Below are 21,563 nucleotides of genomic sequence, written 5' to 3' on the forward strand. Positions count from 1 at the left end.
CACCGTCCTAGGCGACGCTGCGGTTCTCGATGACGATTCCTGCACCCGACCGGACCGAGTAGCCGATCCGGTCGCCGACCTGTTCACCCATCCCTGCAAATCGCTTGATGAACAGCTGTCGACGGATGTCGTTGCCGACCTCGATCATCTCGAGCTCGATGAAGACGTCGGCGATCGATCGGAAGGGGCCGATCGCTTCCTCGCCGACCGTCGACGGATCGACGGTCAGGACGATGACCTTCCCTTGTGAGATGATGTCACGGAAGAACGAGATGATCTCGAGGGCGGCCTGTCGCTCTTCGTTTTCACGAACGAGCGCTTCGAACTTCGGATCGTTTCGAAGGATCGCATCGAAGGTATCGATGACGATGACATCGGCCGACCAGAGCGTATCTTCGTCCATCAGATCCGTCAGGAGGTCCTGACGGTTGTCCTCCTCGTCGGTCGAAGAGAGTACGCCGCCGCTGTCGAGGTCGCCGTGGAGGAACAGCAGGTTCTCGAACAGGAGATGTTCCTCGACGTTGTAATTGAGCGAGTCCATCTGCTCGAGAAAGCCCTTGACCTCGAGTTCGGTCGACAGCACCGTGACGGATTTGCCGGTTTCACACAGTCCGTAGGCAAACCGCTGGGAGATGGCGCTTTTCCCGGCACCGTAATCCCCCTCCATCAAGACGATACTACCGGTCGGAATGCCGCCGCCGAGTTCCTTGTTGAGCCTATCTCGGTCGTCTAACCCGATCGAAAAGATGTTTTTGAACGTACTCATGTCGATTTCCCTACCGCAGAGTCTTCTTCAGGAGCGAACAGTGATCGAATGAGATCGACCTGCCACGATTCTAAATCGGCGCGCTCCTCCGAGACGACGAGTGGTTTGACGTAGCCATCGTCGTCCGATTGTTCCCCCGCTGGCTCGAGCATCGACTGGACGCGTTCGACCTGCCCGGAACGGTCGGCCGTTCGCTGAAGTTCGACACCCGAGTCCGAGAGGACGACGTCGGAGTCGACCCAGATCATCTGCCCACCGTCGGTGTCGACCTGTGCCTCCGGCAGTTCCAGCCCATCGTCGGCCCCAGGTCGTTCGATCGGTTCCGGGTCGTCACCGACGTCGTCGACGCCGCTACCGGAATCGTCGATGGTGATCGTGTGTGCCTCGCCCGCCGAGAGCTGATGCTCGTCGGCACCGTCGGAGGGGCCGGCGCTCGTCGCCCCGGAATCCGGTTCCGTCCCGTCGTCACCAACGTCGACGTCGATAGCGTCGTCGTCCCCGACGCCGTCGACAGCGTCTTCCGTGTAGGTTAGCTGTGCACCCGTCTGTTCGTGCTGGGCGTTCTCGTCGTTCGCCGCCGATGGATCCGGCGCTGACGCGGTGGCCGTGATGTCGAGATCGGACGCGCCACTGTCGCGATCAACGGCGGCTGGCGTCTCGAGGATCGGTGTCGATTCGGCCTCGAGCCAGGCCTCGTAGGATTGGCGGTTCTTTTTCGGCGTCGAAATCTGGGTGAGCCGCCAGAGGCTCCGCTTGTGATCGACGCCGAGTCCCGATCGGGGCTCGGGATCCTCGACGTCGGGGCCACCGTGGAATCCGTTGAGAATCGTCTGGAGGTACTGCTCGACCGGCTCGCCGATCCAGTGGATTGCCCCGTAGAACCGGATCGTCTCGGCTGCCCCGTCGAGGCCGGCCTCGCCGACGAGATAGTCGAGCCAGTCCATCACGACGAACTCGGTTTCGTACTCCGCGGGAACCGTCGCCAGATACGGCCGTCCACCGTCGTCCCACGGAATCGTCGGCTCGTCGGCTGGCGTCTCCGTGGCAGTCCCGTCGTCCTCGAGTGTCTCCTCGCCGGCCTCGAAGTCGTCTGTGAGCGAACCGGCGTCGTCCTCGAGGGCGGCGCCGTCGGGGTCGCTGGCGACTTCGTCACCCGCTGGCTCGTCCTCGAGGCTCTCGAACTCGTCGTCTCCCGTCTCCCCACGGTCCTCCGCAAATTCGTTGTCGATAGCGCCATCCGCGTCGTCGCTCTCGCCGTCGGCACCCTCGCCCCAATCCGCGTCACCCGATTCGTACTCGGATTTGAGCTCGTCGAAAGAGAGGTCGTCGCCGCCGGCTGCGTCGTCGCCATCGTCCTCGAGTCCGAGGTCGTCGTCGCCGTCACCGTCTTCCTCGAGGGCGAATTCGTCCTCGTCGTCCGCGTCGAAGTCGTCCATCTCCTCGTCGTCGCCATCGATGATGCTCTCGTCGAGGAACTCCTCGGCGTCGGCGTCGGCGATGTTGTCGTCCATCGACTCCTCGTTCTCGCCATCGTCGTCAGTATCGAAGAGACTCTGGCCGCCGAAGTTCCCGCTGCCGGCTGTATCGCCGCCGGCGCCGGGGCCGAACGTATCGTTCAACGAATCGTCTTCGACGAAGGGATTGACCCCCTGTGTCACCATCTCGTAGACCTCGAGGAGCTTTCGAATGTTCTCCTCGATATCGTCGAGCGAGTCGTTTATTTTCTCGTTTTCACTCTGAACGGTGTTGACCGTCGAGGACAGCGATCCGATCTCGTTTTCCATCTCCTCGACGCGGGCTTCGACCTCGCTCGAGACGCTCTCGTCGCCACCGGCTTCCATACCGTCGATCGACATCTCGTCGCCCATCTCGCCGTCGCCGCCCTCGAGATCGAAGTCGTCGCCGCCGTCGTCGCCGAAGACATCGCCCATGGCGTCGTCCATGGTGTCGTCGCCGCCATCGCCACCACCGATCTCGGTCGTGCCGTCGATCCCATCGCCACCGGCGTCGTTCGTACCCGAGGAACTCGCGGAACCCGGGAGTAGCTCGTCTTCGCTCATGCTGCCGGCGAGTTCGCCACCGATTCCGTCGTCACCACCGCCGGAACTCGTATTGGCGTTCTCGCCATCACTGCCGAGTATATCGCCGATTATGGATAGTAACATTGTGAACTCATCACGGTTGTCCGCTGCTGTGTCCGATTGCGTGTTCCCGTAGTCGACCGCCGCCGAGTTCGGAATGTGGGGGTGTTGGGTCGGTCGGCGGGACTACGAGCGGTCATCTGTAAACACTATGCGAATCGATGTATTAAGTAATTGTGGCCGGTTTTCGGAAGATATCAACGGAGTTCTGGTTAGTATTACACTAGTTCCCGATAATATTGTGTCGGTCGGCGATACGTTATCCCACAGCAGAGTCTTACGCTGAGCAACAGTTTCTTTTCGCCGCGCGTGTAACTCCCCCACAGTGGAGAGGCCATGACCGATAGCAACGAGGGGGGAGATCCCAAAGAAAAAGCAGACGTCCCACCCGTCTTACCGAACGAACAACCCACGGCGTCTGAGGCGGGTGGCGTGCTCTCGCCGGACGAACTCGATTTTACCGACAGTCCACACGTCGCCGAGGTGGCCGACGATCGGTACGTCGTCTCCGCTGATAAGCGGCCGCCGACCCCATCGAATCGGGAGACGAATCAGCCCGATCGATCGTCCGACCCGTCGAGTGCACACTCGACCCCGACGCCGTCCGAGCCATCGGCCGAATCGGCAACGAATCGACAGCCCGCAGCCACCCAACAGCCAGTCCAGAGCCCGGAAACTGCACGGTCGGTCCTGGCAACCGAACTCGAGCGAGCGAACGCCCGCTACGCGATGGATATCGTCTCGCAGTTCAACGGGACGACCATCCGCCACCGGACGACCTCGGACGACGTCGTCGGCACCTTCGACAACCTCGTGCTCTGGTACGCCCAACACGTCGCGAGTGACACCTCGACCCAGCGAACCGCCTCGTTGCTGTTCGAGAAGTCTGAGTTTTCGTCCCCACTTTCTCCCGACGAGGTCCGGCGAGAAGCGAAGCAACGTGGTCTCTCGCGCTCGAGTTCGATCGGCGAACTACTCGACGCACTCGAGTAACGGGTTCGGCCTCGAACGATCGTGACCGAACCAGCCATACAAGACGATCGACGCAAACCCGTGGCCAGTCAGCCGCCGTTGATGAACATCACTGCCCCCATAAACAGCGACAGCAGGACCGAAAACCCAAACAGGAGGATGCCGCTGTGTGCCGATTCGATGCCACGCGATTCGCGGACGAATCGGAGGGGATCAGCGTCCATTGTACGTCGACTCCATTCGACGCTCACCCCTTTGATCTTGTGGCCACGAACTCGCGGTTCGCAGGGTGAGTCGGGTCCCCGGGACGGCAGTCGGCATCAGAGATCGACCGTGATAATCAAGTCGACGAGCCACTCCGTTATCGTCCCCGTGACTGCGCCGACCCACAGCAACGCCGTAAAGTGGAGATAGGAGTTGCCGAAGTGACCGCCGTCGGCAACCCGCAACACCAGCGACGAGATGAACGCGTTGAAGATCAACACGAGGACGATCAGAAATCGCAGCATTGGAACGTCGTACTGTTCGGTGTGGATCAACGAGCCGCCGATGATGTCGCCTTGCAAATCGATATCGAAACTCGAGAGCATGACCGCGAGCTCGAGGCCGATGAAAAACGCGAACGCCGAGGCGGCGGTAATGCCGTAGATGACGCCGACGAGCGTTCGCGCCTGTTGGCGTCGCTCCTCGCGGAGGTTGACGATCTCGCTCATATTCGTACTGATGAGTTCGCCCAGCCGTTTCGGACCGCCACCCATTTCCCGGCCAACCAGGTACATCTCGCTGAACTTTTGGATCAAAAACGAATGCGAGTCGCCCGTAAAAAACCGCCAGGACTTCTCGGTCGAGAGACGCATATTCAGCCGTCGATACAGTTCGTCGACGTTCTCGGTCAACGGCCCGAAATCCTTCGTCCGAAGCGTCGCGAGGACGTCGGTCGTCGTGCTCTGGGTTGCGCTTTCGCTGGTCCCGAGTGCACGGATGAAGTTCGGAAACTCGCGGTCGCGCTCGAACACCTGTCGTTCGACGTGCCAGAAGACGATCCCCGGAATCATCAGGGGCAGGGTCGCAATCGGCATGTACAGTAACTGTGGAATTTCCGTAAACTCGAGTGTGGGGAGTATCGGTAGGTGGGCGAGATACGCGACCGTCATGCCGGCGATGAGCAGGACGCTCAATCCGACGCCAGCGATCGTCGAGCCGAGCATGAGTCTCTTCGTCCGCGTTCGATACCCCTCCTCGAGATACCAGATCGGATCGTCGGGGACGACCGCGCGGATGACGAAGAAAAAGCCGATCTGGACGAAGATGAACAACACGATGACAATACTCGTGACGATGGTCGGATCGTTCCCCGTCAACAACGGGAGCACGATCGCAAACACCAGCGCGAACGTCATCGAGATGATCAAGGAGAGATACAGGTCTTTCAGCACGTCGAGATTGCCGAGCGACTGGCGATACACCGTCGAATACTTCTCGATCAGGACGTCCTGTTCCTGAAAGAGGAACTCGTCGAGTTCCTGGCCCGCCTCGAGCGTGTAGGCCATGCGCTCTAAGAGGTCCTCGACGGACTCGCTGGGGACGGCCTTCGCTCTGCGGCGACAGGCGTCGCCGAGACTCAGGTGCCAGACGTCGACCAGATCGACGACCTTCTGGGCTTCGACCGCGAGCTCGCCGTACTCCTCCTCCTGGGCGAGTCGCCGAAGCACCTCCATCCGGTCGATGTTTGTCGTCGAGAGAATCGTCATGTGGATGACGAACAGATGGAACCGATTCTCCATCTCGATCCGGCGCTGGTCGACCGCCAGGCGCGGATAGCCGATCGCCGACAGCAAGATCAAGAGTCCAAGTGCGGGAATCAGCAGTCGAACCAGAAAGAATGCCTCGACCGCCACTGCAGCCAGAATCGTGAGTACGAAGACGAATACCGACGGTAACAACACGACGAGGAGGTAGATCCGCGTCGGCATCTCCATCTCGTCGTAGGCCTGAATGATGGACTTGGCGAGTTCGCCCGCAGCCGTAGACTTTCCAACGATTCCCATGATACCCGTCGTCGACTCCTGACACCAGAACCGCACCCGAGTCGATTCTCGACCAGAGTCTCTCGATGGACAGCATACAAAACTTCTGGCTACCGGCTCGCTGGGCTCGCCAGTCCCCTAACGGATCCGGCGTGTTCGAGTCGGTTGTGGGCCCCTCGAGGACGACAGGTACTCGTGACGGGAATCATTACTCGAGTTCGTCTCAATAGCGCTCCCGCGATCTGACTACCGAGTTACTGCGAGGGCGTCTCGGCGTCCTCGAGCGTGCCGTCGTCGAATGGACTGACCCGTTTTTCCGGGGTCGCGATAGCGGAGATATAGGCCAGACTGCGTTTGTGTTCGTCGGTGCTCAGCCCGGAGCGTGGCTCGGGGTCGTCCTCGGGGACGGTCGACTCCTCGCCGAAGCCGGCCAGTAGCGTGTGCAGGTAGGTCTCGATACCGGGTGCGATCCAGTCGATCGACTCGTAGTAGGCGATCGTCTGGGCCGCCCCGTCGACGCCCGCCGTCTCGACGAGATACGCGAGCCAGTCCAGAGTCGTGATCTCGGCGTCGGGACGCGAGGGGTGGCTGGCCAGATACGGCGGCGAGCCCATCTCGCCGTTGGCCTCGTCTTCGATCGTCGGCATCTCCTCGGCGTCGTCGGCCTCGAGTGATTCCTCGCTCGCGAGGGCCTCGTCCTCGTCGTCGGCGAACGGGTCGTCCGCGCCGTCGTCGGCTTCGAGGTCGTCGGCGTCACCCTCGAGTGGGTCCGCATCGCCCTCGAGCGGGTCGTCATCGAGGTCGTCCGCGACGGCCTCGTCCTCGAGGTCGTCGTCACCATCCGCGCTGAAGGACTCGTCGTCCTCGCCGGGGAGGAACTGCTCGATGTCGTCGTCCGGTTCGTCCGAATCGTCCGCGAGCGTCTCGTCGTCCATGGGTTCGTCCTCGAGTGGGTCGTCCGCGAAGGGGTCGTCGTCGGCCGGTTCGTCGGTCACGTCCTCGAAGTCATCTTCGGATTCGTCCTCGATGGGGAGGTCGTCGCCGAGGAAGTCCTCGGCTTCGGCACCGGCGATGTCGGGGTCGATCTCGTCTTCGTCGTCAGCGCCGATGAGGCCGTCCTGGCCGGTGGCGGTCTCGAAAGCGTCGCCGATCTCCTGGTCGGCCGCGAAGGGGTTGACGCCGTGGGTGACGATCTCGTACATGTCGACGAGTTTGTCGACGTTGCGCTCGACGCTCTCGATGGAGTCGCTGATCTGTTCGTTCTCGCCCCGGACGGTCTCGACCTTGCCCTGAAGGCCGTCGATCTCCTTTTCGATCTCGTCTAAGCGATAGTTGAGTTCGTCGTCGTCCGACTGGTCGTCGTCGCCGCCGAACATATCGTCGCCAGCGCCCATCATCCCGTCCTCGGCGCCGCCCAACAGGTCGTCCTCGTCGTCGCCGTCCTCGGTTTCATCGTCGGGGTCGCCCCCGATTTCGCTGAATAGTACCATGGTTGTTACTCTGGGTAGTAGAACGTCATCGTGTCCTCGTTGCCGCTGACGATGATCGTCACGTCGATGTCGCCACTTGGTTCCTGTTCGTCGGCGATCGCGAGATCGATCTCGGTGACGCCACCCGGTTCCCACGTCCTCGCATCGTCTTCCTCTACGTGGGAGACAGTGTCTACCGTGGTGTAGGAGCCGTCCACGGTCGCATCGACCGCACTCGGATCCGCAGGAATGTCTTCGGAGCCGATATTCTTGACCAGCACGGTTATCGTATCGAGGTTCCCCTGCCCGTCCTCGGAAACGATCGCGTCGGTCTGGGACTCGTCGCTGATGATCGCGATTTCGGTTTCGATTTCGGTGGTGACCGAAGCGCTTCGGTCCTCGATCGAGTTACTCACGTGGCCGACCTCGACGACGACCGTCCCGGCGACGGCGGTCGCGATGACGAGGCTGCCGATGAACATAATCAAGTGGGTGGCCGAGACGCTGCCCATCTATTCGGCGCCTCCGTCCGTTTCTTCGACCGTCGTCAGTTCGGCGGTATCGGAGATACCGCCCTCGGTCGTGATTTTGATGCGGTCTCCCTCCTCGAAATCATCATGGTCGTCGTAGCCGTCGACATCGAGAGGCCCGAGCTGGTACTCGCTGAACTCGATCTCGAGGTGTGATCCTGGAAGCCAGGCGTCAGTATCGGATCGGTACTCATCGCCGACGACAACGGTCGTGACGGAATTACTACCGACATCTCGAGTCGAATAATACTCGCCACCGATAAGCACGTCCGTGTCACTCACCGAGAGCGTTCTCGAGCCAGTGTTCGTGACGTTCACGGTCGGACTATCGACGATATCGTCGGTTTCGTTGACGGGCGCCTCGAACGACTCGATCTCGATATCGGTGTTGACCTGGTCCCGGAGTTGGTCACCCTGCGTGGAAAAGGCCTCCCCGCTCGAGGCCCCGACGCTGAATATCGTAGGGACGATGACGCTGACGGCGACTAAAAAGCCGATGAGGATGACCACGACAGCGCCACTCGTACTGAACCCCATGCTCGAGTTGTGATGTTATCTCAGATTCTTAAAAGCCCATTGGCCACATCGGACGTGGGGCGGTACCGCCTCTCAGTAGCGAGTGCGGCGACGCATCTCAAGTGCAATAGCCGACAAAGAAAAGGAATTACTCGATTGAGAGCCGCTTAGAGCCGGACTGCTTCACCGTCTTCAGTGTAGAGGTCGGGCGATCGCAGTTCAACCTGCGAGGTCGCGCCCGATGGTGAGACGATGTCGAGGGTTGCCTCGTCGCCCTCACCGAAGACATCTTCATCATCAAGATTGTCAAGATCTAGCTCGGTTCCTCCATCACTAATAGAATCATGTTCACCGAACGGGTCCACCTTGGGGTTGATCAGAATAGTGAACTCACTATTCTCATCGGTGAGAACAGCCTCGCTCGGTTGGACGAAATTACCGTCATCGTCCTCAACTGCGAAGTAACCGCTTTCTATATGGCGGGGTAAGGCATTTTCATCTGCGTCATTAGTATCAACAGTATCATCACCCGTTGGGACATCAATCCCTTCAGCGTCAGCAATACTTTCATCTTCATCTTCTGGACCTGCTAATACGAGATTCTCCTGTCCTTCTGGAGCGACAACCTGGATAATCGTCTCATTGAGATCGATGTCGTCGGCACCAGGGGCACCAGTTACACCGAGACGAATTTCACTGAGCTCACCACGGTCAGCACCACCATCAATACCGTCGTCATACTCTGAGACGATACCAACTTCACTCGTGACTTCAATCTGCTCGGAGACGAGGTCAGTACTCTCTTCACCCGTTGCTTCGGCCTGCGTCTGCAACATGCCGGCCGTGTTGATCAGTACGCCTGCGGCAATGGCAGCGACCAGCACCATCGCGATAAACACGATAAGCGTGCCGATCCCTACCTGACCTCTGTCAGTTGATTCGTTTGCGAACATGATTACAGCCTCACCGATTCATCCTCGTCAGTGATCGTCGTCGGGACCCGGATCTCCGCTTGCGTCGTTGCACCGGCATCCGTCGTGAAGATCACCGTTAGTTGTTCACCTTCCTCGAGATTGTCCCAACTGTTATCAATCTCATTATCAGATCCATCTCCGACAGTGAATACGACTTCAGCACGATCACTGGTATCAGTCAGGACAGGATCGTTATCAGCATCCGAGACACCCTGAATGTTATTGACGTACTCGTTAGTGGCATCGGCATCGATGACAACTGTCTGCTCACCCTGTTCACCGATGAACTGAGCCGTCGTCTTGTTCAGGTCGATCGGATCGGAGCCTGGGGCCATCGCCATGACGAATCGAAGATCTTCGACTTCGTTACTATCGTCAACGGTCCCCGAGATACTCACGATTTCCAGTCGATCGCTGACCTGCTGGGTCGATTCTTCACCGGTGGCTTCTGCTTGCGTCTGCAGCATACCAGCCGTGTTGATCAGTACACCTGCGGCAATGGCAGCGACCAGTACCATCGCGATGAACACGATGAGCGTACCGATCCCTACTTGACCGCGATCCGATTCCGAGTTGTTGACAAACATGTATAATTCTAGGAGTTATTAGAGTTGCACTGCTTCACCGGCATCAGTGTAGAGGTCAGGTGATCGCAATTCGACCTGCGAGGTAGCGCCCGATGGCGAGACGATGCTGAGGGTTGCCTCGTCACCTTCGCCGAAGGCGGATTCGCCACCGCCGTCGCCATCAGCAAGGGCGTGGATTTCAAGGTCACCATCGCTTTCGCTTTCTTGTGATCCGAACGGCTCTACCATCGGATTGATAACAATAGTGAACTCACCATTATTATCATTCAAGACTGCATCGCTTGCTGAGACGAAATTACCGTCCTCGTCTTCAACCGCGAAGTAACCCTGTGCAATGTGCCGGGGTTCAGTTTCAGTAGATGCATCTGTAGTAGTTGGATCCCCAGGGTCGTCCTCGTCCTCTTCATCCGAGACTTGGACAAAGCTATCCGTCTCATCCATATCACCATCACCGGGATCAGCAAGGACAAGATTTGCTTGTCCTTCCGGACCAACAACCTGAATGATGGTCTCGTTGAGATCAATGTCATCAGCACCTGGTGCACCAGTCACACCGAGGCGAATTTCGCTGAGTTCACCGCGGTCAGCTCCATCAAAAGTCTCGGCAGGGTTAGCAGGATCATCCTCTACATCCGCTTCAGAGACGATCCCAACGTCACTCGTCACGTCAATCCGTTCGGAGACGAGGTCGGTACTCTCTTCACCAGTCGCTTCGGCCTGGGTCTGCAACATACCGGCCGTGTTGATTAGCACGCCGGCAGCGATCGCAGCGACCAGCACCATCGCGATGAACACGATGAGCGTGCCGATCCCCACTTGGCCTCTGTCAGTTGAGTCGTTTGCGAACATGGTTACAGCCTCACTGCGTCATCCTCGTCGATGATCGTCGTCGGAACCCGGATTTCGGTTTGCGTCGTCGCACCGGAGTCCGTCGTGAAGACCACCGTTACTTGTTCACCCTCTGGGAGGGGATCCCAATCGCCTACATCTCCGTCGTCAAGATCAAACTGGATCTCGACACGATCACTGTTATCAGTTAATACAGGTTCTTCTGCATCACTGACACCCTGGATCGGCTCAAATTCTTCTTCGCTGGCACCCGTTTCAGTAGCATCCAGCGCCAACGTTTCCTCACCTTGTGGACCGATGAACTGGGCCGTCGTTTGATTCAGATCAATCGGGTCGGAGCCAGGTGCCATCGCCATGACGAACCGAAGTTCATCAATGACATTATCCCCAGCATCTTCACCAACATCTCCCGAAACACTCACGACTTCTAGTCGATCGCTGACCTGCTGGGTCGATTCTTCACCGGTGGCTTCTGCCTGGGTCTGCAGCATGCCGGCCGTGTTGATCAAGACGCCCGCGGCGATTGCGGCGACCAGCACCATCGCGATGAACACGATGAGTGTCCCGATCCCCACTTGACCACGGTCGTCTTCGCTTTGCGTAGTGAACATGGGCCTTAGAGTTGGACTGCCTCTCCGTCCTCAGTGAACAGATCCGGTGCGATGAGTTCGACCTGCGTGGTTGCACCCGATGGCGAGACGATGTCGAGGGTTGCCTCGTCGCCTTCACCGAAGGCATCTGGACCTGTGCCAGCTCCAAACGGATCTTCCTTAGGGTCAAGGGTAATGACGAAGTCTCCGTTATCCGACCTCAGAACGGCATCATCGGGGCCACTAAGAGTCCCGTCACCTGTCTTTTCGACACCGAATGCCCCGGCACCATGATCGAGCCCAGTTCCAGAAGTCCCATCGTCCTCAGATAATATGAGATTCTCTTGCCCTTCTGGTCCCACAGCCTGAATGATCGTCTCGTTGAGATCAATGTCATCAGCACCTGCTGCTCCGGTCACGCCAATACGGATTTCCTCCAGCGCGCCATCGTCTGCACCGGAAGTGTCTTCGACAATCCCGACTTCACTCGTCACATCAATCCGTTCGGAGACGAGATCCGTACTCTCTTCACCGGTTGCTTCAGCCTGCGTCTGCAACATGCCGGCGGTGTTGATGAGCACACCCGCGGCGATTGCAGCGACCAGTACCATCGCGATGAACACGATGAGCGTCCCGATTCCCACCTGACCGCGCTCTGTAGAGTCGTTTGCGAACATGATTACAGCCTCACCGATTCGTCTTCATCGGTAATCGTCGTCGGCACACGGATTTCCGTCTGCGTCGACGCACCAGCGTCCGTCGTGAAGATTACCGTTAGTTGTTCTCCTTCCTCGAGTGGGTCCCAATCGAGGCCATTCTCGCCATCCCCATCAACATCAAATATCAATTCGACACGATCACTAGTATCCGTCAAAACCGGTTCGTCCTCATCGTCAACACCTTGGATTAGTTCGACGTAGTCGTTAGTGCCGCCACCACCAGATTCATCAGCGTTAATGGCCTTCATTTCTTCACCCTGTTCACCGATGAACTGGGCAGTCGTCTGATTCAGATCGATCGGATCCGAGCCAGGCGCCATCGCCATAACGAACTTTAGCTGGTTGACCTCGTTACTCTCATCAATCTCTCCCGAGGTACTCACAATTTCCAGCCGATCGCTCACTTGCTGTGTCGATTCTTCACCGGTGGCTTCTGCTTGCGTTTGCAGCATACCAGCCGTATTGATCAGTACGCCCGCGGCAATCGCAGCGACCAGCACCATCGCGATAAACACGATAAGCGTGCCGATCCCCACCTGACCGCGCTCTGTATCGTCGTTCGTAAACATGTGTAGGGGGGTGAACACCCGCTCAGGGCGGGCGTCACCGGATACTCAGGACTACCGGATATTAAACCTGAGCCAGTATTTTCATGTATGAAAACGGATCGGCGAGCGTGACAGTCACTCACTACTCGAGTTTAATCGACGAATACAACCGCGCCAAAGCCGCCGTGCCTGTCGGGAACTCGAGCATCGTCACCACCACACGAAAATCGACCCGTCGACAGATACCCCTCACAGCCTCGAGAACGGGCGTTTTTACGGATCGAAACGGGTCGCCGGGCCAAAACTCGGCGAAATCGGCCGTAATTCGGGGCGACTCCCACGCCGAGTGTCCCACCTGCGCGCCACCGATCGGCTATCGTTCCGGTGTCGTACCCCGTCGTACTCGAGACGCACGCGCGTACTGGACTCGACCATCGCCTCGACTCGAGTCCACGACCACCAGCCTGCCAATCACCACCCCTGCCGGTAGTGGGCTCGAGAACGTATCTACGGACGTATTTTCACGTTCGAAAATGGTCTCGAATCGGTCAATACGGTTTAGTGACTGCACTACAGAGGCCATGGCATGGATCCGACCGAGGTACTGGGGAATCTGGGGAAGAAGTACAGCCCCGATATCCTCCGTTCGGCTCACGAACCCAAATCGGCCCAGGAGTTGAGCGACGAGCTCGACATCCCGGTGACGACCAGCTACCGCCGGGTCGAGGCGTTGAACGAACTCGGCCTGCTCGAGGACGACGAGGACGACCGCGAGTTCGGCGAGACGGGCCAAAGTCAGACCCTCTACCAGCGCAACGTCTCGGAAATCGTCATCCGATTCGAGGAGGAAGACGTCGAAATCGAATCGAAAGAGCGCGACGTCACCGAACAGCCCCTCAGTAGCGTGTGGGAGGACCTGAGTCGGGGCATCGGTGGTGACGACTGAGATGGAGTTCATCGAGATTCTCTACGTCGTCTTCTCCGCGACGCTCGTGACCTCCGGGCTGGTGATGGCCGGGATGGCCGTCCAGGCCTACGCCGAAACCGAACGCACGGCGATGATCTATCTCTCGGTCGGCTTTACGCTGATCGTCGCCGCCGCCGTCGCGACCACGATGAGCGCGTTTCTGAACGACTTCCAGAATCCCCGCCAACTGCTGACGGTCAACTACTTCGTGACGACGCTTGGCTTCGTCGCGGTGATCTTGAGTCTCTACGCCGAGTAACCGAATCCGACGGCAGAGCGACTACGATTTCGTCCCGTCGACCTGTCCCCAATCCAGACGTCCCGCTCGTTCCGACGCTGTTCGTATCCCGGATGTCCCGATGTCACACGCCCAAAACACGACCACAGGCGGAGTAATACGCAGGTGTCAATACCCCACCGTTTCCACTCCCTCGACACGCTCGAAGTCCCCGTCACGGGTCACGAGACGAGCCCCGTTGTGGCGACAGGTGGCCGCGATCAGGATGTCCCCGAGATTGATCGGTGCGCCGGCCTCGAGCAGTTCGGCTTCGATCACCGCAGCTTCACGAGCGATCGACTCGGTCTGTTCCAGTGGTTCGATCCAATCGAGGGCGTCTGCGACACGATCGACGCCATCGCGGCCGGCCGTGCGTGCCCCACCCCGATACGCTTCGAACAGCGTCAGCGTCGTCGCGAAGAACGGCTTGTTCCGGTGGGCCTCGAGAAACGCGGCCGTCGCAGGCTCCTCCTCAAGGTAATCCACGAGAAACGTCGTGTCAAGGACTATCACCGCCGCTCACGCTCTCTGAGGTCGGAATCGAACTCCGCACGCGAGGATTCGACCGCGTCCGCGAACCCGTCGACGTCTTTCATCGCACCGAAGCCTTTCATTACGTCCCGGTTGCTCCCAGTGATTCGAACGATCGTCTCGGTAAAGCTTTCGTCGTCGCGTTTGTGCTCTTTCAGGGCTTCGTAGGCCGCTTCGGTGATCGTTATCGTTTTGGTGCCCATACACGTACTTGTACACGTACGATAGTATATCTGTCGTCCACCGTACCGGCGGCTGTCATCCCGGCAGTTCTCGAGAGCCCACTCCCGGACGGGACGACCAGACGTTTGATGGTGGGACATCGCCAACGGCTACGTACGACACATGCCATCAGACACCGCACTCGAGGATGTCGACGAGATCGTTCACGAACCGAGCGAAGAATTCGTCGAATCGACGAACGTCTCCGAGTTCATGCAGAGCTACGATATCGACGACTACGACGAGCTCGTCGAGCGCACGACGACCGACCTCGAGGGAGTCGAAGCGTCGGGTCTCGAGTGGTTCTGGGACGAGGTGGTCGACTATCTCGACATCGAGTTTTACGAAGCGTACGACACGGTTCGAGACGATAGCGAGGGCCCGCAGTTCAGCGATTGGTATCCCGGCGGGAAACTCAACGTCGCCCACAACGTCGTCGATCGCCACGCGGCCGTCGACGCGGAACGACGGAACAAAGTAGCGACCATCTGGGAAGGTGAAGACGGCGAGGTTCGAGAGGTTACCTACCACGAACTCCACCGCCAGGCCAATCAGGTCGCCAACGCCCTCGAGGCCCGCGGCATCGAGACGGGCGATACCGTGGGGCTCTACATGCCGATGGTGCCGGAGGTCGTCTCGATTCTCTATGGCTGTTTCAAGGTCGGCGCGATCGCGGTCCCCATCTTCTCTGGCTTCGGCGTCGACGCCGCCGCAACGCGCATCGACGACTCGGCGTGCTCGGTGCTGTTTACCGGCGACGGCTTCTACCGGCGCGGCGACCACGTCTATCTCAAGGGTGGCGCCGACGACGCCATTACCCAGGCGGGCCACGTCGAGCACACGATCGTCTTCGACAGATTCGGGAGTACGGCGGCCGAGGAAGACGCCGACTCGACGGCCGGCGAAATCCCCTGGGACGACGACCGCGACGAGTGGTGGGCCGACGCCGTCGAAACGCAGTCCGACGAGTACGAGACGAAATCCCTGCCCTCGAGTCAGGAGTCGATGCTACTGTACTCCTCGGGGACGACGGGGAAGCCGAAAGGGATCGTCCATACGCACGCGGGTGTGGGCGTGCAGTGTCCCAAGGAGGTCTATTTCGGCATGGATCTCAAGCCGTCCGATCGCTTCTTCTGGGTGTCCGATATCGGCTGGATGATGGGGCCCTGGACCCTGATCGGCACCCACACCGTCGGCGGGACCGTCTTCATGTACGAGGGCGCGCCGGACTATCCCGAACCCGACCGCTTCTGGGCGATGATCGATCGCCACGAACTCACTCAGTTTGGCATCTCCCCGACGGCGATTCGCGCGCTCCGAAAACACGGCGAGCGTCAGACGACGTCTGACGAGCCATCCGGCTCCGGTGGAGCCGGAGACGACCAGTGGCTCGAGGGTCACGACCTCTCCTCGCTGCGGCTGCTGGGCTCGACGGGCGAGCCCTGGGATCCCGAATCCTGGCAGTGGTTCTACGAACACGTCGGCAACGGGGAGTGTCCGATCATCAACATCTCCGGCGGCACCGAGATCTGTGGCTGCTTCCTGATGCCGATGCCGACCGAGCCGCTCAAACCCTGCACGCTCGGCGGGCCCGGCCTCGGCATGGACATCGACATCGTCGACGCCACCGGCGACTCGGTCAGGGAAGCCAACGAGCGCGGCTATCTCGTCGCGCGTGACTCCTGTCCCTCGATGACCAAGTCGCTGTGGTCGGGCGACGAACGCTACATAGCGGAGTACTGGTCGCGCTTCGACGACATGTGGAACCACGGCGACTGGGCCCAGAAAGACGCCGATGGCTTCTGGTTCCTCCACGGGCGGGCCGATGACGCCTTGAACGTCGCCGGGCGTAAGGTCGGCCCCGCGGAGGTCGAGGGTGCGCTCATCGACCACGAGGCGGTCAACCAGGCCGCCGCCATCGGCGCTCCCGACGACACCACCGGCACCGCCGTCGTCACCTACGTCATCCTCGAGGACGGGGTCGAAGAGAGTGACGACCTTCGCGAGGAACTTCGAGGCCAGGTCGGGTCGGAACTTGGCAAACCCTTCCGCCCGCGGGAGGTCCTGTTCGTCGACGCGTTCCCCAAAACCCAGTCGGGCAAGATCATCCGTCGCGCTATCGAGGCGACCTACACCGACGAGGATCTGGGCGACATGAGTAGTATCGAAAATCCCGAAGCGCTCGAGGCCCTCGAGGACGCACGATAGCCACGACACGTCACTGCACACCTGATCGTACAGCTGTCGTATCCATTGGTCTCGGTTCGGCAGGGGAACCGATGAACTCCGCCGGTAACCCCTGTCAGGTATAGAGAGATTTCGCCTCTTTTCGTGGACGAGAATCGATCGTCGTCGCACATTCGGGACACGTAGAATCGACGTATTCGCCGTGGGCGTAGACGTGCCACGCTTTGTCGATAGGACTTTCAAATCCACAATTATAGCAGTAAAGCATCGTTTTGGGATTCGTCGCGCTAACAGCAGATTGTTCGATTAGCGACACCGTCATTGGTAGCACCCTGGCAGGTATAACGGTGGCGCCTACGCTCCCCCAAGTCCGGTGATATCACGGCACGGGTTCGAGCCGAATCGGAAGCGGTGTAGTCGGTTTGCCAGCGGACGGTCCTGTCGCAGGGGTGGACGACAACCGCGTCGAATTCACGTCGCTATCGCATACGCAAGGCCAACCACCACAACACTGTCGCACGTGGGTTTTGCCGAATAATGAGAGCGGAACAGAGCGTTGGCGATTCCGACGACTGTTCAGAGAAGGCAACGGTCCGGGAGCCGTCGATGAGGACTGCTACCGGAGAACTTCGCACCGACGGCGGGCAGGCACAGGTCGAAGCGGACGAATCGGACGACGAACGGACCGAAGAGCAAGCCGACGAGGAAACCGACGCAGCCGACGGGGAGGAGAGGGACACGGAAGGCAGCGATGAGACGGACGCAGACGAAGGGGAAACCCAAGGCGAAACCGACGACGGTGAAAGCGAAGACGACGAAGCCGCGACCGGCGGAGAATCCGAAGTGGAGGACGAGACGTCGGACGAGGAGGCGGCCAGCGACGAAACGAGCGACACGGACGAGGAAGACGAGTCCCACGTCGAGGACGCCGACGACGTCTACGAGAGCGACGACGCCTCGGGGGTCGTCCACCTCGATCTCGAGGGACTCTTTCTCGACGTCCTCGGCCTCGAGGTCAACCTGAACGAGGTAACCCTCGATGTCTCGGCGCGGCCGGGTGAGAACAACTTGCTCGGGAACCTCCTGTCGGCGGTGTCCGGATTGCTCGACGGACCGAGCGCGGTTCTCGACAGCGTGAAGTCCATGCTGGCAAAGCCCAAGGAGTGGTTCACCGGGCTGTTGCAACGACCGAAGGAGTTTCTCGCGTCGGTGCCGACTCGAGCCAGGGAGTTCCTCGGCGGATTCGTGAGTCGAACGACCGAGTTTCTGGCCGGATTGTTCGGCGTCGGCGGCGAGGGCGAGGAGCCAGCAGGCGAAGACGAGGCGGGAGCCGGCGAGGAGGAAGAGGCCGACAACGAACCCGAAGAGTCCGCCGGACGGATCTCCCGTGCGATGAGTTGGCTCAGGGAGAAACTCGTCGGCGTCGTCCCCGGGCTGCCGATCGAGGAACTCGTCGCGACGGTCGTTCGCGAGGTGCTCCAGCAGGTGATCGATCAGCTCGAGCCCGAGGACGACCAGCCAGCGGGTGAGGAAGGCGCCGCACAAGCGGAGGCCCAATCATGAGTGACGGATCACTGACCCAGCGGATCGACTACGAGTCGCTTGCGGAGAACATCGACGTCGCAGAGTTAGTCGAGGGGACCCAGTGGGAAGACGAGATCGACGAGGATCGACCGTTGGGTGAGGCCCTCGGCGCCCAGATCGGCGCGCTGGTCGGACGCAAAGTCGGCGAGCAGATCGGCCGGACGATCGGCGAGATGGTCGTCGAAGAGCTGCTCCAACCCGACGAAGCGGCGGGCGAAGACGAGACAGAAGGCGACGAGGGCGAGGAAGACGAGGAGACTGCTGCCGATGACGAGGAAACCGGGGGCGAAGACGAAGAGAGCGAAGAGGAACGCGAGGACGACGAATCGGGTGCGGACGAGATGGACGAGACGGACGACACGGACGATGACGAACAGAGCGAGGACTCGAGCGAAGAAGCCGACGAGGGGAGCGACGCCGAAGACGCCGAGGCCGAGGACGCGGAGGAAAACGACACAGGAGAAACCGACGAGGGGGAATAGATGAGCGACGGAACGGACCTCAAACAGGTCGTCACCGACGAAGTGAGCGAGCAACTCGAGGTGGATGACCTGCTCGGCGACGGCACGATTCGAGACGCCATCGACGGCGACGAACTCGGCGCGGCAGTCGGGCGCACATTCGGCGAGCAAGTTGGGCGCGCGTTCGGCGCCGCGATCGGCCGCAAGATCCACCTGGCGATCGCCGATGCGGTCGAACAGGAGAAAGACCGGCAGGAACTGCAATCGGATCTCACCACAGCGGTTCGTGATGCCGTCAGCGAGACCGTCCAGGGGGCGGCCGTCTCGGACTCGGTGCGATCGCTGCTTGGCGAAGCGACCGGCGAGGGCGACCTCGCGGACCTGCTCGAGGACGAGAAGACCGACGCCGACGAGGGCGACGAGGCCGAACGCGATTCCGAGAGCGAGGGCGACGACGAATCGGCGGACGAGCAAACGGAAGACGACGCGGAAACGGAGCCCGACGACGCCGAAGCCGAGATGGACGCCCAGGACGAATCGGGCGATGCCGAGGACGGCGACGAAAGCACCGAGGACGACTCGAGTGGCCCGTCAGCGGGGAACCTCGAGGAGCTTCGAACGGAGACGCTCGAGGATTTCCTGGGCGTGATGTCCTACGAGGAGTTGCAGTCGATCGCGAAAGACATCGACGTGAAGGCGAATCTCAGTCGCGAGGAGATGACGGCGGAAATCATCGAGACGGTGTCCGACGAGGCAGACGAGACGTCCGGCGATGCGGATGCGGGTGACGCCGACGACTCGAGCGAAGACGGCGACGAGACGGATACCGAGTCGGAAGCCAAAGCCAGCTAACGACCGTCCCAGGAAACGGCGGATCGGCCCACGAAAACGGGAACCGCCCAGCGAGATGCCGGCGTACGCAACCGCCCGTCAAATCGGGCCCCGATACCCATGAGCGATTCACCACACGACCAGGTAACCGAAATCCTGGCCACGGCCGACGAGCGAAGCCACGTACTCGTCGCGGCGGACGATCCAGACGAGACCATCGACTCGAGCGAGTCGGCAGAATCGTCGTTACTCGAGGCGGCAGCGGAAGCCACAGCGTTCCTCGAGTCGGCCGATCCCGAGGACGTGCTCGCGGCGGTCGGCCTCGAGACGCTGCCCGACGGGAGCGAGCCGTCCTCGATCCCCGACGCGATCGCTCGCGGCGACGAGTCACGGGTCGACGATCTGAAACGCTTGCTGAATCTCGCGAAACTGGCCGACGACAGTGACGAGGGTGACCTCGAGGCGGCGTCGGCCCACGTCCGAGCACGGCGCGAGGGTGGCGAGGCCGGAGACGACGACCGTACTGCGTCCGAAACCGACGATGGACGCGACGAGACTGCAGCGGACGACGAGGAACCAGCCGGCGAAGACGACGAGACACCGGCGGACATCGGCGATGCGATCAAATCGGCGCTGCAATCGACGGTGACGGAAGTCGGCGACGACGTCGGGACGCTCCGCGAGCGACTCGAGGCGGCGAGTGGCTCGCTCGAGTCGGACAACGATACGGACGCGGAAACCGACGCGGAGACGGCCTCCGACGACGGGAAATCGGCGTCGACCGATGCCGACGACGACACCGACGGAGACGACAAATTCCTCGAGATGGAGTTTGGCTCCGACGACTCGGCGACCAGTCGTGGGGTGGTTCGGCATTCGACGGTCGCGTCGTCACCGTCCGATCGAGCGGATATGCGGGGGACGGCTCGACACTCGACGATGCCGGACAAAAGCAGGTGACGTCGACGCGAGCCGTTACTCGTCTTCGTCCCCGATGAACAGCCGTAGCCCCATGATCGGGATAAAGAGGAAGAACGCGAGCAGCGTCGCGCCGACGAAGATCGCGTTGAAAAACTGTGGCGAGAGCTCCGGCGTGATCGTTACGGTCGCGATGAGCAAGCCACCGAGTAGCGATACGACGCCGAGAACGAGCAGGTCCGTCCGATGTACCGGGACCTCGTCGGTCATACCGGTGCTTTCCACTCGTGGCATAAATACGCTGCTAGAGTTGTGACGGCGAGGCGGTACTCGAGGAGTCGGGCGATTGCCGGGGCGGCAGTGCAGGTCGGGTCAAACCCTTAACGGCCTCGAGCCGTATGCGACGGTATGTACGACTCACTACTCGTAGCGACCGACGGCAGTGAGGCCGCAACGACCGCGATCGAGCACGCGGTCGGACTCGCAACGAGACTCGAGATTCCGGTCTATGGCATCGCGGTCCTCGAGTCCCGGACCGAGTACGACAACGCGATCGTCGATCCGGCGGAAGTCGAGCAGCGACGGCGAGCGGCGGCCGAATCGGCACTCGAGTATCTCGAGGAGCAAGCGGCGGCCGCGGATGTCCCCGTCGAGACGACGATTCGCTCGGGGGTGCCCCACGAGGAGGTGTTGGCGTATGCCGACGAACGGGACGCCGGTGCCGTCGTCATCGGCGCTCGAGGGAGATCATCGTTCAAGCGCGCGCTGCTCGGGGCGACGGTCGACCGGATCGTCAGACTCGCGGATCGGCCGGTGCTCGTCGTCGGCGACGCGGAGTGATTTTCATCAGGTGGGCGGTGGGCGAAGGTTTACTTTGACAGTGACCCTGGGATGACA

Annotated in this window: 25 protein-coding genes; 9 read left to right on the forward strand and 16 right to left on the reverse strand. The window is 60.5% G+C overall.

Features of this window, described 5'->3' with window-relative positions:
- Positions 1 to 7 precede the first annotated feature (7 nt).
- Both D8Y22_RS20890 and D8Y22_RS20895 read right to left on the reverse strand, forming a co-directional pair.
- Entirely contained in the window at positions 8 to 766 is a 759-nt protein-coding gene (locus D8Y22_RS20890; RefSeq protein WP_141466569.1) for an ATPase domain-containing protein, read from the reverse strand.
- Positions 763 to 2,931, reverse strand: a complete 2,169-nt coding sequence (locus D8Y22_RS20895; RefSeq protein ID WP_141466570.1) for a FlaD/FlaE family flagellar protein — start codon at positions 2,929 to 2,931, stop codon at positions 763 to 765. Before D8Y22_RS20895 ends, D8Y22_RS20890 begins: the two co-directional genes overlap by 4 nt.
- Before the next feature lie 312 nt (positions 2,932 to 3,243).
- Here D8Y22_RS20895 and D8Y22_RS20900 point away from each other — a divergent pair, with 312 nt between their 5' ends.
- On the forward strand, positions 3,244 to 3,900 hold the full coding sequence (locus D8Y22_RS20900) for a DUF7500 family protein (RefSeq protein WP_141466571.1): 657 nt from the start codon (positions 3,244 to 3,246) through the stop codon (positions 3,898 to 3,900).
- Positions 3,901 to 3,968: 68 nt separating this feature from the next.
- Here D8Y22_RS20900 and D8Y22_RS23215 read toward each other — a convergent pair whose 3' ends face one another.
- The 11 genes from D8Y22_RS23215 to D8Y22_RS20950 all read right to left on the reverse strand — a co-directional run bounded on the left by D8Y22_RS23215 (position 3,969) and on the right by D8Y22_RS20950 (position 12,709).
- On the reverse strand, positions 3,969 to 4,103 hold the full coding sequence (locus D8Y22_RS23215) for a hypothetical protein (RefSeq protein WP_281282426.1): 135 nt from the start codon (positions 4,101 to 4,103) through the stop codon (positions 3,969 to 3,971).
- A 96-nt stretch (positions 4,104 to 4,199) separates the two neighbouring features.
- Positions 4,200 to 5,927: an archaellar assembly protein FlaJ gene (gene flaJ, locus D8Y22_RS20905; RefSeq protein WP_141466572.1), complete on the reverse strand. Its 1,728-nt coding sequence runs from the start codon at positions 5,925 to 5,927 to the stop codon at positions 4,200 to 4,202.
- Positions 5,928 to 6,160: 233 nt separating this feature from the next.
- Positions 6,161 to 7,396, reverse strand: a complete 1,236-nt coding sequence (locus tag D8Y22_RS20910) for a FlaD/FlaE family flagellar protein (protein WP_141466573.1) — start codon at positions 7,394 to 7,396, stop codon at positions 6,161 to 6,163.
- A gap of 5 nt (positions 7,397 to 7,401) precedes the next feature.
- Positions 7,402 to 7,887, reverse strand: coding sequence for a flagellin (locus tag D8Y22_RS20915; RefSeq protein ID WP_141466574.1), 486 nt, complete (start codon positions 7,885 to 7,887; stop codon positions 7,402 to 7,404).
- Positions 7,888 to 8,442: a flagellin gene (locus tag D8Y22_RS20920; RefSeq protein ID WP_141466575.1), complete on the reverse strand. Its 555-nt coding sequence runs from the start codon at positions 8,440 to 8,442 to the stop codon at positions 7,888 to 7,890.
- 146 nt (positions 8,443 to 8,588) lie between these two features.
- Positions 8,589 to 9,374: an archaellin/type IV pilin N-terminal domain-containing protein gene (locus D8Y22_RS20925; RefSeq protein WP_141466576.1), complete on the reverse strand. Its 786-nt coding sequence runs from the start codon at positions 9,372 to 9,374 to the stop codon at positions 8,589 to 8,591.
- 2 nt (positions 9,375 to 9,376) lie between these two features.
- The gene (locus D8Y22_RS20930; RefSeq protein ID WP_141466577.1) at positions 9,377 to 9,982 is read right to left on the reverse strand and encodes an archaellin/type IV pilin N-terminal domain-containing protein; all 606 of its coding nucleotides are present in this window, start codon (positions 9,980 to 9,982) and stop codon (positions 9,377 to 9,379) included.
- A gap of 18 nt (positions 9,983 to 10,000) precedes the next feature.
- Positions 10,001 to 10,831, reverse strand: coding sequence for an archaellin/type IV pilin N-terminal domain-containing protein (locus D8Y22_RS20935; RefSeq protein WP_141466578.1), 831 nt, complete (start codon positions 10,829 to 10,831; stop codon positions 10,001 to 10,003).
- A gap of 2 nt (positions 10,832 to 10,833) precedes the next feature.
- Positions 10,834 to 11,442: an archaellin/type IV pilin N-terminal domain-containing protein gene (locus tag D8Y22_RS20940; protein ID WP_141466579.1), complete on the reverse strand. Its 609-nt coding sequence runs from the start codon at positions 11,440 to 11,442 to the stop codon at positions 10,834 to 10,836.
- A 5-nt stretch (positions 11,443 to 11,447) separates the two neighbouring features.
- A complete protein-coding gene (locus D8Y22_RS20945; RefSeq protein ID WP_141466580.1) occupies positions 11,448 to 12,098 on the reverse strand; it encodes an archaellin/type IV pilin N-terminal domain-containing protein in 651 nt (216 codons plus the stop codon).
- Positions 12,099 to 12,100: 2 nt separating this feature from the next.
- Complete coding sequence (locus tag D8Y22_RS20950) at positions 12,101 to 12,709, reverse strand: archaellin/type IV pilin N-terminal domain-containing protein (RefSeq protein WP_141466581.1); 609 nt, start codon at positions 12,707 to 12,709, stop codon at positions 12,101 to 12,103.
- A 565-nt stretch (positions 12,710 to 13,274) separates the two neighbouring features.
- Between D8Y22_RS20950 and D8Y22_RS20955 the strand changes: the two genes are divergently transcribed.
- Positions 13,275 to 13,634 (forward strand): winged helix-turn-helix domain-containing protein, encoded by a 360-nt coding sequence (locus D8Y22_RS20955; protein WP_141466582.1) that lies wholly within the window; start codon positions 13,275 to 13,277, stop codon positions 13,632 to 13,634.
- A 1-nt stretch (position 13,635) separates the two neighbouring features.
- Complete coding sequence (locus D8Y22_RS20960) at positions 13,636 to 13,914, forward strand: DUF7521 family protein (RefSeq protein WP_141466583.1); 279 nt, start codon at positions 13,636 to 13,638, stop codon at positions 13,912 to 13,914.
- Between the two features lie 147 nt (positions 13,915 to 14,061).
- Here the strand turns inward: D8Y22_RS20960 and D8Y22_RS20965 are convergent, their stop codons facing one another.
- Both D8Y22_RS20965 and D8Y22_RS20970 read right to left on the reverse strand, forming a co-directional pair.
- Positions 14,062 to 14,445 (reverse strand): type II toxin-antitoxin system VapC family toxin, encoded by a 384-nt coding sequence (locus D8Y22_RS20965; protein WP_141466584.1) that lies wholly within the window; start codon positions 14,443 to 14,445, stop codon positions 14,062 to 14,064.
- Positions 14,442 to 14,666: an antitoxin VapB family protein gene (locus D8Y22_RS20970; RefSeq protein WP_141466585.1), complete on the reverse strand. Its 225-nt coding sequence runs from the start codon at positions 14,664 to 14,666 to the stop codon at positions 14,442 to 14,444. The genes D8Y22_RS20965 and D8Y22_RS20970 overlap by 4 nt, the downstream gene beginning before the upstream one ends.
- Before the next feature lie 142 nt (positions 14,667 to 14,808).
- On the opposite strand from D8Y22_RS20970, the gene D8Y22_RS20975 reads away from it, so the two are divergent.
- From D8Y22_RS20975 to D8Y22_RS21000, 5 genes are all read left to right on the forward strand, one after another.
- Positions 14,809 to 16,893 carry an AMP-binding protein gene (locus D8Y22_RS20975; RefSeq protein ID WP_141466586.1) on the forward strand — a complete coding sequence of 695 codons (2,085 nt, stop codon included), beginning with the start codon at positions 14,809 to 14,811 and terminating at the stop codon, positions 16,891 to 16,893.
- A 585-nt stretch (positions 16,894 to 17,478) separates the two neighbouring features.
- Entirely contained in the window at positions 17,479 to 18,435 is a 957-nt protein-coding gene (locus tag D8Y22_RS20985; protein WP_141466588.1) for a hypothetical protein, read from the forward strand.
- Positions 18,432 to 18,938 (forward strand): hypothetical protein, encoded by a 507-nt coding sequence (locus D8Y22_RS20990; RefSeq protein ID WP_141466589.1) that lies wholly within the window; start codon positions 18,432 to 18,434, stop codon positions 18,936 to 18,938. Before D8Y22_RS20985 ends, D8Y22_RS20990 begins: the two co-directional genes overlap by 4 nt.
- The gene (locus tag D8Y22_RS20995) at positions 18,939 to 19,769 is read left to right on the forward strand and encodes a hypothetical protein (protein ID WP_141466590.1); all 831 of its coding nucleotides are present in this window, start codon (positions 18,939 to 18,941) and stop codon (positions 19,767 to 19,769) included.
- Between the two features lie 99 nt (positions 19,770 to 19,868).
- Positions 19,869 to 20,708, forward strand: a complete 840-nt coding sequence (locus tag D8Y22_RS21000) for a hypothetical protein (protein WP_141466591.1) — start codon at positions 19,869 to 19,871, stop codon at positions 20,706 to 20,708.
- Positions 20,709 to 20,723: 15 nt separating this feature from the next.
- Here D8Y22_RS21000 and D8Y22_RS21005 read toward each other — a convergent pair whose 3' ends face one another.
- Complete coding sequence (locus tag D8Y22_RS21005; protein WP_141466592.1) at positions 20,724 to 20,936, reverse strand: hypothetical protein; 213 nt, start codon at positions 20,934 to 20,936, stop codon at positions 20,724 to 20,726.
- Positions 20,937 to 21,074: 138 nt separating this feature from the next.
- Between D8Y22_RS21005 and D8Y22_RS21010 the strand changes: the two genes are divergently transcribed.
- Positions 21,075 to 21,506 carry a universal stress protein gene (locus D8Y22_RS21010; RefSeq protein WP_141466593.1) on the forward strand — a complete coding sequence of 144 codons (432 nt, stop codon included), beginning with the start codon at positions 21,075 to 21,077 and terminating at the stop codon, positions 21,504 to 21,506.
- The last annotated feature ends 57 nt before the right edge of the window (positions 21,507 to 21,563 follow it).

Source organism: Salinadaptatus halalkaliphilus (assembly GCF_006543045.1).
Taxonomy (GTDB): domain Archaea; phylum Halobacteriota; class Halobacteria; order Halobacteriales; family Natrialbaceae; genus Salinadaptatus; species Salinadaptatus halalkaliphilus.